Origin of the sequence: Streptomyces sp. SID12501 (assembly GCF_010550245.1) — a bacterium.
In the GTDB taxonomy this organism is placed as follows: domain Bacteria; phylum Actinomycetota; class Actinomycetes; order Streptomycetales; family Streptomycetaceae; genus Streptomyces.
Map to the genome: position 1 here is coordinate 39,738 of NZ_JAAGLU010000005.1, position 12,407 is coordinate 52,144.

General features: G+C 70.7%; 8 protein-coding genes. 3 read left to right on the forward strand and 5 right to left on the reverse strand.

The window, feature by feature from the left end; genetic code table 11:
* Positions 1-163 precede the first annotated feature (163 nt).
* From G3I71_RS06845 to G3I71_RS06855, 3 genes are all read right to left on the reverse strand, one after another.
* The gene (locus tag G3I71_RS06845) at positions 164-796 is read right to left on the reverse strand and encodes an MBL fold metallo-hydrolase (RefSeq protein ID WP_164313022.1); all 633 of its coding nucleotides are present in this window, start codon (positions 794-796) and stop codon (positions 164-166) included.
* The gene (locus tag G3I71_RS06850) at positions 796-1,881 is read right to left on the reverse strand and encodes an S-(hydroxymethyl)mycothiol dehydrogenase (RefSeq protein ID WP_164313023.1); all 1,086 of its coding nucleotides are present in this window, start codon (positions 1,879-1,881) and stop codon (positions 796-798) included. Before G3I71_RS06850 ends, G3I71_RS06845 begins: the two co-directional genes overlap by 1 nt.
* Before the next feature lie 278 nt (positions 1,882-2,159).
* Positions 2,160-3,155: an Lrp/AsnC family transcriptional regulator gene (locus G3I71_RS06855; RefSeq protein ID WP_164313024.1), complete on the reverse strand. Its 996-nt coding sequence runs from the start codon at positions 3,153-3,155 to the stop codon at positions 2,160-2,162.
* A 127-nt stretch (positions 3,156-3,282) separates the two neighbouring features.
* On the opposite strand from G3I71_RS06855, the gene G3I71_RS06860 reads away from it, so the two are divergent.
* Complete coding sequence (locus G3I71_RS06860; RefSeq protein ID WP_164313025.1) at positions 3,283-4,845, forward strand: MFS transporter; 1,563 nt, start codon at positions 3,283-3,285, stop codon at positions 4,843-4,845.
* Here G3I71_RS06860 and icmF read toward each other — a convergent pair.
* Positions 4,796-8,023, reverse strand: coding sequence for a fused isobutyryl-CoA mutase/GTPase IcmF (icmF, locus tag G3I71_RS06865; protein ID WP_164313227.1), 3,228 nt, complete (start codon positions 8,021-8,023; stop codon positions 4,796-4,798). The genes G3I71_RS06860 and icmF overlap by 50 nt on opposite strands.
* 203 nt (positions 8,024-8,226) lie before the next feature.
* Here icmF and G3I71_RS06870 point away from each other — a divergent pair, with 203 nt between their 5' ends.
* Together G3I71_RS06870 and G3I71_RS06875 are read left to right on the forward strand one after the other, a co-directional pair.
* Positions 8,227-10,242, forward strand: a complete 2,016-nt coding sequence (locus tag G3I71_RS06870) for an NADPH-dependent 2,4-dienoyl-CoA reductase (RefSeq protein ID WP_164313026.1) — start codon at positions 8,227-8,229, stop codon at positions 10,240-10,242.
* Positions 10,243-10,302: 60 nt separating this feature from the next.
* Positions 10,303-10,863, forward strand: coding sequence for a PadR family transcriptional regulator (locus G3I71_RS06875; protein WP_164313027.1), 561 nt, complete (start codon positions 10,303-10,305; stop codon positions 10,861-10,863).
* Positions 10,864-10,966: 103 nt separating this feature from the next.
* Here G3I71_RS06875 and G3I71_RS06880 read toward each other — a convergent pair whose 3' ends face one another.
* Positions 10,967-12,277 (reverse strand): cytochrome P450, encoded by a 1,311-nt coding sequence (locus G3I71_RS06880; protein ID WP_164313228.1) that lies wholly within the window; start codon positions 12,275-12,277, stop codon positions 10,967-10,969.
* Between the last annotated feature and the right edge of the window lie 130 nt (positions 12,278-12,407).

Below are 12,407 nucleotides of genomic sequence, written 5' to 3' on the forward strand. Positions count from 1 at the left end.
CAAGCGAGCCCGATGCCGTTCCCGATGCCCGCCCGATGCCGGCCTGAGCGCGTCGGCGCAGCTCAGACGGACATCAGACAGCCATCGGACAGGCATCGGGCAGGCATTCGGCAGCAAAGTCCCCACGCGAGAGCGTACGGATCGCCAGGGCCGGACCGGACGGTCAGAAACCGCGGTCGATCCACTCCTGGAGATGCGGGGCCTCAGCGGCGACGGTGGTCGTGTCCCCGTGCCCTGTGTATACGACGGTGTCGCCTGGCAGGGTCAGCAGCCGGGCCCGGATCGAGTCGACGATGGTCGGGAAGTGGGAGTAGGAGCGGCCGGTGGCCCCGGGGCCGCCCGCGAAGAGCGTGTCGCCGCTGAAGAGGGCGGTCAGGGCCGGTGCGTGGAGGGAGACCGCGCCCGGGGCATGGCCGGGCGTGTGGAGCACGGTCAGCTCGACCCCGGCGACGGTCAGCACCTGACCGTCGGCCAGTTCGCCGTCGGGGGCGCGCTCCGGGTGGGTCTGCTTCCACAGGGGCAGGTCGTCGCCGTGGAGCAGGATCGGGGCGCCGGTGCGCGCGGCGAGGGCGGGGGCCGCGTCGATGTGGTCGTTGTGGGCGTGGGTGCAGACGATGGCCAGGAGGGTACGTCCGCCGAGGGCCTCGGCGATGGCGTCGGCGTCATGGGCGGCGTCGATGACGACCGCTTCGCTGTCATCGCCGATGATCCACACGTTGTTGTCGACGTCCCAGGTGCCGCCGTCTAGCGAGAACGTGCCCGAGGTGACCAGACGTTCGATACGGGCGCCGGCCATCACAGCACCACCACCGAGCGCAGTACGTCGCCGCCGTGCATCCGCTCGAACGCCTTCTCGACCTCGTCGAGCGCGATGGTCTCGGTGACGAAGGCGTCCAGGGGGAGGCGGCCCTGGAGGTAGAGGTCGATGAGCATGGGGAAGTCGCGGGAGGGCAGGCAGTCGCCGTACCAGGACGACTTCAGCGAGCCGCCACGCCCGAAGACGTCGATCAGCGGCAGTTCCAGCTTCATCTCCGGCGTGGGCACCCCGACCAGCACGACCGTACCGGCGAGGTCACGGGCGTAGAACGCCTGCTTGTACGTCTCCGGGCGGCCGACCGCCTCGATGACGACGTCGGCGCCGTTGCCGCCGGTCAGCTCACGGATCGCCTCGACGGCGTCGGTCTCCCTGGAGTTGACCGTGTGGGTCGCGCCCAGTTTGCGGGCGGTCGCGAGCTTGTTGTCGTCGATGTCGACGGCGATGATCTTCGCGGCGCCGGCCAGGTTCGACCCGACGACCGCCGCGTCCCCGACCCCACCGCAGCCGATGACCGCGACGGAGTCGCCGCGCCCCACGTTCCCGGTGTTGATGGCGGCGCCGATACCGGCCATCACGCCACACCCCAGCAGCCCCGCGACGGCAGCCGAGGCGGCCGGGTCGACCTTGGTGCACTGCCCGGCCGCGACGAGGGTCTTCTCGGCGAACGCGCCGATACCCAGCGCGGGCGACAGCTCGGTGCCGTCGAGCAGGGTCATCTTCTGCTTGGCGTTGTGCGTGTTGAAGCAGTACCACGGGCGTCCACGCAGACAGGCCCGGCAACTCCCGCACACCGCACGCCAGTTGAGGATGACGAAGTCACCGGGGGCCACGTCCGTGACCCCCTCCCCCACCGACTCCACGACCCCGGCGGCCTCATGGCCGAGCAGGAAGGGGAAGTCGTCGTTGATCCCGCCCTCGCGGTAGTGCAGGTCGGTGTGACAGACCCCGCAGGCCTGGATCCGGACCAGTGCCTCGCCCGGCCCGGGGTCCGGCACGAGGATCGTCTCCAGGCTGACGGGGGCACCTTTGCCCCGCGCGACGACAGCACGGACCTGGTGAGTCATGGCCACTCCTCGGCTGGTACGAGATCTACTACGACCTGATACGAGACCTGAGCCGAATGTTGCTCATTACGGCACACATCTCATGTGTCGCAACACAGCATCAGGGAGCGCCGAGCGGGGGTCAAGGATCTGGAGGCTGCCCGGCCTCGGCTCGACCGGGCCGATCACCTCGCCGCCCGGGCCGAGGACGAGACCTGTGAGCGGGAGAAGGTGAAGCCGGTGGCGCTGGGCCGGGTGCGGTGCGGGAGCCGGGGCGGGAGCGGGAGCCGGGGCGGGGGTCAGGCGGTCCGCAGGGTCGTTGCCGCCTTGTAGGTGCGCAGCACCGGAGCCGTTTCGATGCGTGTCACCGCCTCCCATGTCACGCGCCGCGTCAGGTACGCGTGGAGCGCCTCCACGTCCCGGCACAGCGCCTGTGCGACCAGGTTCGTCGGCCCGGTCGTCGCCGCGACCACCGCCAGTTCCTCGTGGCCCGCCAGCGCGGTCGCCACCGCGTCCAGGTGCGCCGGCGCGACCTGCATCCACAACAGTGCCGACACCGTGATGCCCAGCAGCGCCGGGTCCACGTCCACGTCGAAGAACAACGCGCCGCGCGCCCGCAGTTCGGCAAGCCTGCGGGCCACCGTCGACGCCGTCGTGCCCGTCGCCGCCGCCAGTTCCGCGTAGCTGACCCGCGCGTCCTCGCGCAACGCGGCCAGCAGCACCCGGTCCGCGCCGGTCAGCAGGTACGGCTCCTCCCCCGGGGCCGCGGCGCGCCCGCCGACTCCGGCTGTGTCCCGTTCGGCGCGCAGCCGGGCCTGCTGACCCTCGTCCAGGACGTTCACCCGTCCCCGCCACGCGGTCGGCCCGCCGAGGTAGGTGTGCAGCAGGTAGTGCGCGGAGACCGAGGTGATCCCGGCGGTGCGCGGGATGTCGCGCAGCAGCAGCGCGTGCGCGTCCGGACCGGACGGCGCCGTGTGGATGATCGCCACGATCTCCGTGCCGCCGGACGTCAGCCGTACCCACGAGGTGTCCGGCCGGCGCGCGAGCGCCACCGCGATGTCGTGCGCGCTGCGCGTCGCGGCAGTCAGCCGCACGAACCACTGGTGCGCGCCCGCGCTGTGCGGCGTCGGCAGCGTCACCACCCGCAGCCCGGCCTGCGCGTACAGGCGTCGGTAGCGGCGGACGACGGTCTGCGTCGAGGAGCCGAGCACCTCGGCGATGAGCGTGAACGGCGTCCGCGCGTCCACCTGCAGGGCATGGATCAGGCCCCGGTCCAAGTCGTCCAGTACGAGCATGTCCAGCAAACTAGCCGACCCTGATGGAAGTAATCACCTATCCATTGCGGAGAAATGGAAGCCGGTGCGGGTGGGCGGGCACGGTGGTCACCGGCCCGCCACGACCCGTATCCCTGGAGGAGACCGCATGTCCCGCACCTCCGGCACACCCAGCACCTCCGGCACACCCGCCACCGCGCCCGCCGCACCGGGCACCCCCGCCTTCGCCGGCGCGTCCGCGCCGTACCGGTGGCGCTGGACCGCGCTCGCCGCGCTCCTTGCCGCCGAGGCCATGAACCTCCTCGACGCAACGATCGTCCAGGTCGCCGCCCCCGTCATCCACACCACTCTCGGTGGAGCGGACACCACCATCCCGTGGTTCAGCGCCTCCTACACCCTCGCCTTCGCCCTCGGCCTGCTCACCGGCGCCCGCCTCGGCGACATCCACGGCCGCAAGCGCGTCTTCCGCGCCGGGGTCATCGCCTTCGCCGCGGCCTCCCTGGCGTGCGCGCTCGCTCCCACCGCCGCCTCCCTCATCACCCTGCGCGCCGTGCAAGGAGCCGCCGCGGCCGCGATCATCCCGCAGACGTTCGGGCTGATCCGCGCCATGTTCACCGGCACCGAACTGTCCAAGGCCCTCGGCATGATCGGCCCCGTCATGGGGCTGTCCGCCGTCGCCGGCCCTGCACTCGGCGGCGTCCTCACCCACGCCGACCTGCTCGGCACCTCCTGGCGCGCCGTCTTCCTCGTCAACCTCCCCCTCGCCGCCGCCGTACTGGCAGCCGCACCCCGGCTGCGTGAGGACCGCGCCCCCGTCCGCCCCCGCCTCGACCCGGCCGGCACCGCACTGGCCATGCTCGGCACCGCCCTGCTGGTGTGCCCGATCGCCACCGGCCACCCGGGGCCCGCCGCGTGGGCGACCGCGGCGGCCGGCGCAGCCGTCCTGGCGGTGCTCATCGCCCAGCAGCGCCGCACCGCCCACCGCGGCAAGGCCCCGCTGATCGAACCCGCCCTGCTGCACGGCCGCGTCTTCCCCGCCGCACTGGCCACATCCACGCTGTTCTTCGCCGTGATGAACGGCGTCATGATCACCGTCGTCCTCCACCTCGAACTCGGCCTCCACGACGGGCCGCTCACCGCCGGACTCACCTTGCTGCCCTGGTCCACGGGACTGGCCGTCGCCTCCTGGGCCGCCGGAACCCACCTCGTTCCCCGGTACGGCGCCCGTGTCATGCACGCCGGCATCGCCGCCTTCGCCGGCGCACTGGCCGCCGCCGCGCTCGCCTACCGCGCCGCCGCCCCCGACGCCTACCCGACGGCCCTCCCGTTCGCCCTCGCGCTGGCGGGGCTGGGCACCGGGCTGTTCACGCCGCCGTTCTTCACGACCGCGCTCGGGGTCGTCGGAGCGCAGGAGACCGGCTCCGCCGCGGGACTGCTCAACGCCGTCCAGCAACTCGGTGGAACCCTCGGCGTCGCCCTCATCGGTGGTGTCTACCTCGACACGACCGGCGACGCCCGCGCCGCAGCCGAACACGCGCTCGGTGTGGCCGCCGGGCTCCTGGCCGCCACCGCGGCGGCGGCCGGCGTGATGACGACGCGCCGTACCCGACCCATCCACGGGGCCGCGTCCATGACACCGTCATGCACGCACTCAAAAGAACTCAGACGTTCCTCCGGTACTGCCCCCCGATCTCGAAGAACGCCTCGGTGACCTCGCGCAGCGTGCACACCCTGGCCGCCGCCATCAGCGCCTCGAAGGCGTTGTCGCCGCCCACAGCGGCCTCCTTCAGCCGGGCGAGCGCCTGCGTGGCCTCCGCTCCGTGCGCGCTCTGGAAGTCGCGGACGCGCGCGAGCTGGGACTCCTTCTCCGTCTCGGTGGCACGGGCGAGCTCGACCTCGTGGGGCGCTCCCTCACCACCGGGCCGGCGGAAGGTGTTGACGCCGATGATGGGCAGCGTGCCGTCGTGCTTGCGCTGCTCGTACAGCATCGACTCGTCCTGGATACGCCCGCGTTGGTAGCCGGTCTCCATCGCACCGAGTACGCCGCCACGCTCGTTGATCCGGTCGAACTCGGCGAGCACGGCCTCCTCGACCAGGTCGGTGAGCCGGTCGATGATGAACGATCCCTGGAGCGGGTTCTCGTTCATGGCGAGACCCCACTCGCGGTTGATGATGAGCTGGATCGCCAGCGCGCGCCGCACCGACTCCTCGGACGGGGTGGTGACGGCCTCGTCGTAGGCGTTGGTGTGCAGGGAGTTGGCGTTGTCGTAGATGGCGATCAGGCCCTGCAGCGTGGTGCGGATGTCGTTGAAGTCCATCTCCTGGGCGTGCAGGGAGCGTCCGGAGGTCTGGACGTGGTACTTCAGCTTCTGGCTGCGCTCCCCCGCTCCGTACCGCTCCTTCATCGCGACGGCCCAGATCCGGCGGGCGACGCGGCCGAGCACGGAGTACTCCGGGTCCATGCCGTTGGAGAAGAAGAACGACAGGTTGGGCGCGAAGTCGTCGATGCGCATACCGCGCGCCAAGTAGGCCTCGACGTAGGTGAATCCGTTGGCCAGGGTGAAGGCGAGCTGGCTGATCGGGTTCGCCCCGGCCTCGGCGATGTGGTAGCCGGAGATGGACACGGAGTAGAAGTTGCGGACCTTCTGCTCGATGAACCACTCCTGGATGTCGGCCATCATCCGCAGGCTGAACTCGGTGGAGAACAGGCAGGTGTTCTGCCCCTGGTCCTCCTTGAGGATGTCGGCCTGCACGGTGCCGCGCACGTTCGCGAGCGCGTGCGCCCGCAGCTCGGCGGCCTCCTCGGGCGAGGGGTCGCGCCCCTCCGCCGCCCGGAACTTCTCCACCTGCTGGTCGATGACGGTGTTGAGGAAGAACGCCAGGACGGTCGGCGCCGGCCCGTTGATCGTCATGGACACGGAGGTGGTCGGCGCTACGAGGTCGAACCCGTCGTACAGCGCCTTCATGTCGTCGAGGGTGGCCACGGAGACGCCGGACGTGCCGACCTTGCCGTAGATGTCGGGGCGTTCGTCGGGGTCACGGCCGTAGAGGGTGACGGAGTCGAAGGCGGTGGACAGCCGGGTGGCCGGCTGGCCCTCGGAGAGCAGCTTGAAGCGCCGGTTCGTACGGAACGGGTCGCCCTCCCCGGCGAACATCCGCGCCGGGTCCTCGCCGTCGCGCTTGAAGGGGAACACCCCGGCGGTGAACGGGAAGAGGCCGGGCAGGTTCTCCCGGCGCCAGAACCGCACCAGCTCGCCGTGGTCGGTGAAGGCGGGCAGCGCGACCCGGGGGATCAGGTTGCCCGACAGGGACTCGCGGTTCAGCTTCGTACGGATCTCCCGGTCCCGTACCTTCACCACCTGCTCGTCCCCGGAGTACGACGCCACGACCGCGGGCCAGTTCAGGATCTGGTCGCCGATGTCGTGCGGGAGGTCGCGGCGGGCGTCCGTGAGCAGCGCTTCCACGCCCCCCTGATCCGCCCCGGCCTCGACGAGTTCGCCCCTGACGGCGTCCAGACGCTGCACACGGCGGGCCGCGTCGGCCAGTGCCTCGGTCCGGTCGTGGTAGGCGCGGACCGTCTCCGTGATCTCGGCGAGGTAGCGCACCCGGTCGGCGGGCACCACCCGCCGGATGCCCGAGGAGTGCCGTACGGCGACCGGCGCCAGGGTGCCTTCGGACAGCGGCAGTCCCCGCTCGGCCAGACCGGCCCTCAGGTGCTGGTAGAGGGCGGTGACACCGTCGTCGTTGAACGTGGCCGCCGAGGTGCCGTACACCGGCATGTCCTCGGGCTTCTTGCCGAACGCCTCGCGATTGCGCACCAGTTGGCGGCCCACGTCACGCATCGCGTCCTTGGCGCCGCGCCGCTCGAACTTGTTGATCGCCACGACGTCGGCGAAGTCGAGCATGTCGATCTTCTCCAGCTGCGAGGCGGCGCCGAACTCCGGCGTCATCACGTACAGCGAGGTGTCGACGTACGGCACGATGGCCGCGTCGCCCTGCCCGATGCCCGGTGTCTCCACGATCACCAGGTCGAACCCGGCGGCCTTGACCACGTCGATCACGTCGGACAGGTGCTCGGGCAGCTCACGGCTGCCGCGGGTGGCCAGGCTCCGGAAGAAGGTCCGGTTCCCGTCAAGGGAGTTCATCCGGATGCGGTCGCCGAGCAGCGCCCCGCCGCCGCGACGCCGGGTCGGGTCCACGGCGATCACCGCGATCCGCAGCTTGTCCTGCTGGTCGACACGGAACCGCCGTACCAGCTCATCCGTGAGAGACGACTTCCCGGAGCCGCCGGTGCCGGTGATCCCGAGGACGGGCGTGACCCGCGCGGCGGCAGCGGCGCGCACCTGCTCCAGCAGCTCCGGGGGCAGCTTGCCCAGCTCCGCACCGGTGATGGCGCGGGCGATGGCGAACCGGTCACCGGTCAGAACGGCGGCGGCATCGACCGACCTGCTCTCCCAGAGGTCGAAGTCACAGTCCTTGACGACCGAGTTGACCATCCCGGCGAGGCCCATCCGCTGCCCGTCCTCGGGCGAGAAGATGGTCACGCCGCTGCGGCGCAGCCGGGCGATCTCCTCGGGCACGATGACACCGCCGCCGCCCCCGACCACCTGGATGTGCTCGGCCCCCTGCCCGCGCAGCGACTCGACGAGATACTCGAAGTACTCCACATGCCCGCCCTGGTACGACGAGACGGCCACCCCGTGCGCGTCCTCCTCCAGCGCCGCGTCCACGACCTCCCGCACCGACCGGTTGTGCCCCAGATGGATCACCTCGGCACCCTGGGACTGGAAGATCCGCCGCATGATGTTGATCGAGGCGTCGTGCCCGTCGAACAGCGCGGAGGCTGTTACCAGGCGTACGGGGTGCACGGGCCGGTGGAGATCGTTCATGGTCATGGGGCCTTCCCAAAACGCGTCGGGGAGCACGACTGCCGATTTACTTGGACGTCCTACTAAAGAGAATACTAGGACGTCCAAGTAAATCGACGGCGGCCCGGGCGCCGTAATGTGCCTCACGCCATTGTGCAACTAGTTGCACAATCACTCCCCCGTCCTCTACAAAGGCAGGACCGACCCCGTCCCCGGAGGCCCCCATGAGCCGTTACCCCCACCTGCTGGCCCCCCTCGACCTGGGCTTCACCACCCTCCCCAACCGCGTCCTCATGGGCTCCATGCACATAGGTCTCGAAGAGGCCGAACACGGATTCGAGCGCATGGCAGAGTTCTACGCCGCCCGCGCCCGTGGCGGCGTCGGCCTCATCGTCACCGGCGGCATCGCCCCCAACGACGCCGGCCGGCCCGGCGTGGGCGGCGCCAAACTCACCACCGACGAGGAAGCCGACCAGCACCGGACGATCACCGACGCCGTACACCGCGAGGGCGGCCGGATCGCGATGCAGATCCTGCACTTCGGCCGGTACGCCTACCACCAGGACCTGGTCGCGCCGAGCCCCCTCCAGGCCCCGATCAGCCCCTTCCCCCCGCACGAGCTCACCGACGCCGAGGTCGAGCAGACCGTCGACGACTACGTCCACACCGCCCTCCTCGCCCGCCGGGCCGGCTACGACGGTGTCGAGATCATGGGCTCCGAGGGCTATCTGATCAACGAGTTCATCGCCGCGCAGACCAACCACCGCACCGACCGCTGGGGCGGCTCCTACGAGAACCGCACCCGCTTCCCGCTGGAGATCGTGCGGCGGGTGCGCGAGGCCGTCGGCGCGGACTTCATCCTCATCTACCGCCTGTCCATGCTGGACCTGGTCCCGGGCGGCTCCACGCTCGAAGAGGTGATCACCCTCGCCCGGGCCGTCGAGGCGGCCGGCGCGACCATCATCAACACCGGCATCGGCTGGCACGAGGCCCGTATCCCCACCATCGCCACCTCGGTGCCGCGCGGCGCGTACGCCTGGGTGACGAAGAAGCTCATGGGCGAGGTCGGCATCCCCCTGGTGACCACCAACCGCATCAACACCCCCGAAGTCGCCGAGGAGTTGCTCGCCGACGGGTGCGCGGACATGGTGTCGATGGCCCGCCCGATGCTCGCCGACCCCGACTTCGTCAACAAGGCGCGCGACGGGCGTCCCGAGGCGATCAACACCTGCATCGGCTGCAACCAGGCCTGCCTGGACCACACCTTCAACCTGCAGATCACCTCCTGCCTGGTCAACCCGCGCGCCTGCCACGAGACGGAACTCGTCCTCTCACCGACCAAGCTGCGCAAGCGGGTCGCCGTCATCGGCGCCGGCCCCGCCGGACTCGCCTGCGCCGTCTCCGCCGCCGAACGCGGCCACCAGGTCACCCTCTTCGACGCCGCGTCCGAGATCGGCGGCCAGCTGAACGTCGCCCGCAAGGTCCCCGGCAAGCAGGAGTTCGACGAGACCCTGCGCTACTTCCGCCACCAGCTAGACGCCCACGGCGTGGACGTACGCCTCAACACCCTCGTGGCCGAAGGCGATGTGACCGACTACGACGAGATCGTGGTCGCAACCGGCGTCACCCCCCGCACCCCGGACCTCCCCGGCGTCGACCACCCGAGCGTCGTCGGCTACCTCGACGTGCTGCGCGGCGACGCGCCCGTCGGTGACCGCGTCGCGATCCTCGGTGCGGGCGGCATCGGCTTCGACGTCGCCGAGTACCTCACCGACGGCGGCGACAAGACGAGCGAGGACCCGGCGGCGTACTTCCGCGCCTGGGGCGTCGACATGGACTACCGCACCCCGGGCGGCCTGGCCGCACCCGAACGCCCCACCTCTCCCCGCAGCGTCCACCTGCTCCAGCGCAAGGAGTCCAAGGTCGGCGCCGGGCTCGGCAAGACCACCGGCTGGATCCACCGCACCGAGCTCAAGCACCGGGGCGTCACCATGGTCCCGGGCGTCCGGTACGACCGGATCGACGACGCCGGTCTGCACGTCACCGTCGACGGCGACTCCACCGTCCTGCCGGTCGACACGGTCGTCCTGTGCACCGGCCAGGACCCGCGCCGCGACCTGTACGACGCGCTGCTCGCCGCCGGCCGCAGCGTGCACCTGATCGGCGGCGCCGACGTGGCCGCCGAGCTGGACGCCAAACGCGCCATCAAGCAGGGCACCGAACTGGCGGCGGCGCTCTGACGGCCGTACGAGCGCACCAGCACAGGTCAGCCACCACCGCCGGTCCCTAGGATTGAGCTCATGTCACTCCCGCACGCGATCCTCACCGCCCTGCTCGAAAAGCCGTCCTCGGGGCTGGAGTTGACCCGGCGGTTCGACAAGTCGATCGGCTACTTCTGGTCGGCCACGCATCAGCAGATCTATCGCGAGCTGGGAAGACTGGAGGCAGAGGGGCACATCCGCGCCCTGCCCGCCGAGCAGCCGACCCGCGGGCAGAAGAAGAGCTACGAGGTACTGCCCGCGGGTCGCGCCGAACTGGCCCGCTGGACCGCCGCGTCCCAGGACCCCAAGCCCTACCGCGACACGATGCTGCTGCGGCTGCGCGCCTCGGCGGTCGTCGGCACCGAGGGCATCGAGGCCGACATGCGCCGCCATCTCGCTCTGCACCAGCAGCAGTTGACGGAGTATCAGGAGATCCAGGAGCGGGACTTCCCGCCCGGTACGGGCAGCACCCGGGGCAGCTCCCAGGGCCGCCTCCAGCACCTGGTCCTGCGGGCGGGCATCGACCTGGAGACCTTCTGGACCCAGTGGCTCACGCACGCCCTGGCGGAGTTCGCGGAGTTGCCAGGCGAAAACCGGTGAGCGCCCCGTCCCCGAGGCCGGACCTCGGAAACAGAGCGCTCACGGCAGCCGGGCCGATCGAGCCGGTGAACTCAATCGGCTTAAGTGGATGGGCAGTTGTCCATCAGAGCCGGAAGACATCGAGGAAGGAGCTCCAGAACCCCTTCTTGCGCTGGTCCTGACGGGCCGCCGGTGCCTGCTGTGGCGCCGGGCGGGTCGCCGGTTCGGCCGCCGGTGCCGGCGTCAGGTTGCGCAGGGCCGCCGCCATCCGGGTGGCCGGTGTCGGGCTGAACCGCGTCGGCAGCGCGGCCAGCGCGCGGTGGAAGGGGCCGGGGCGCCACAGCAGGCTGTCCTGCGGGACCGCGAGGGTCAGGTCGGGCAGCGCGTTGAGGATCCTCTCGATCGCCGTGAGCGCGATGACCTGGGCCGGGTCCTTGGCGGGGCAGGCGTGCGGGCCCGCGCCGAAGGCCAGGTGCGCGCCCTTGCTAGCCAGTTGCCTGGCCTCGGTGAGGGCCGGGTCGCTGTTGGCGGCGGCGAAGCTGATGACGACCGGGCTGTTCGCCTCGACCGGTACACCGCCGAGGTCGACGTCCTGCAACGCGTAGTGCGTCGCGTAGTTGGCGATGGGCGGGTTGTTCCACAGCACGTGCTCGATGGCTTCCTCGACCAGCATGCCGCTGCCGCGCTCGGAGGGGCCGTCGGACAGCAGCAGGAGCAGGGCACTGGCTATGAGGTTGCGCTGGGGTTCCAGGCCCGCACCCATCAGCACGATCAACTGGTCGCGGAGTTCCTCGTCGTTGAGGCCCGCGGAGTGCTGGATGAGCCAGGAGGTCACGTCCTCGCCGGGCTCGCGGCGCTTGAGCGTGATCAGCTCCTGGAGGCAGGTGGCGACCTGCTCCAGGCCCTTGAGGGCGTCGTCCTGTCCGTCGAACATGGCGGACATGCCGGAGGTGAGGCGGTCGCCGATGTCGGCCGGGCAGCCGAACATCTTGTTGAACAGCAGGAGCGGGATCAGCTTGGCGTAGTCGTTGAGGAGGTCGGCCCGGCCCCGCTCGCTGAACTGGTCGATCAGATAGTCGGCGATGGGCTCGACGTCCCGCCGGATGCGGCTGATGCTCAGCTTGGCGAGGCTCTCGGTGACGGCCTTGCGCAGCCGCAGGTGCACCACGCCGTCCGTGAACAGGACGTTGGGCCGGTACATCATCATCGGCAGGACCGGACTGTCGAGGGAGATACGGCCCTCGTTGAGCGCGGCCCAGCGGCGCGAGTCACGGGAGAACAGGGTGGTGTTCTGGAGCACTCTGAGGGCCATCTCGTGCTGGACGACGAGCGTGGCGTCCACCCCGGGGGCGAGCTCCACGGGTGCCGCCGGACCGTAGGTGCGCATCTGGTCGTAGACGCGGTGCGGTTCGGCGGCGAAGTCGGTGCCGTGCATGGGGCATCTGGCGGGCGCGCTCGGCGTGGCACCCGCGTGCTGTGTGTCCATGAGGGTTCCTTAGGGATCCCCGCGCGTCGGGGCGGGGGACGGGGGTGAGGAAAAACCTTGTGCGCGGCTGCTTTCCGGA

Excerpts from the sequence above, each read along its gene's own strand:
- G3I71_RS06860 (WP_164313025.1), top strand. The coding sequence starts at position 3,283 with ATGTCCCGCACCTCCGGCACACCCAGCACCTCCGGCACACCCGCCACC.
- G3I71_RS06855 (WP_164313024.1), bottom strand. The coding sequence starts at position 3,155 with ATGCTCGTACTGGACGACTTGGACCGGGGCCTGATCCATGCCCTGCAG.
- G3I71_RS06870 (WP_164313026.1), top strand. The coding sequence starts at position 8,227 with ATGAGCCGTTACCCCCACCTGCTGGCCCCCCTCGACCTGGGCTTCACC.
- G3I71_RS06875 (WP_164313027.1), top strand. The coding sequence starts at position 10,303 with ATGTCACTCCCGCACGCGATCCTCACCGCCCTGCTCGAAAAGCCGTCC.
- G3I71_RS06845 (WP_164313022.1), bottom strand. The coding sequence starts at position 796 with ATGGCCGGCGCCCGTATCGAACGTCTGGTCACCTCGGGCACGTTCTCG.
- icmF (WP_164313227.1), bottom strand. The coding sequence starts at position 8,023 with ATGAACGATCTCCACCGGCCCGTGCACCCCGTACGCCTGGTAACAGCC.
- G3I71_RS06850 (WP_164313023.1), bottom strand. The coding sequence starts at position 1,881 with ATGACTCACCAGGTCCGTGCTGTCGTCGCGCGGGGCAAAGGTGCCCCC.
- G3I71_RS06880 (WP_164313228.1), bottom strand. The coding sequence starts at position 12,277 with ATGCACGGCACCGACTTCGCCGCCGAACCGCACCGCGTCTACGACCAG.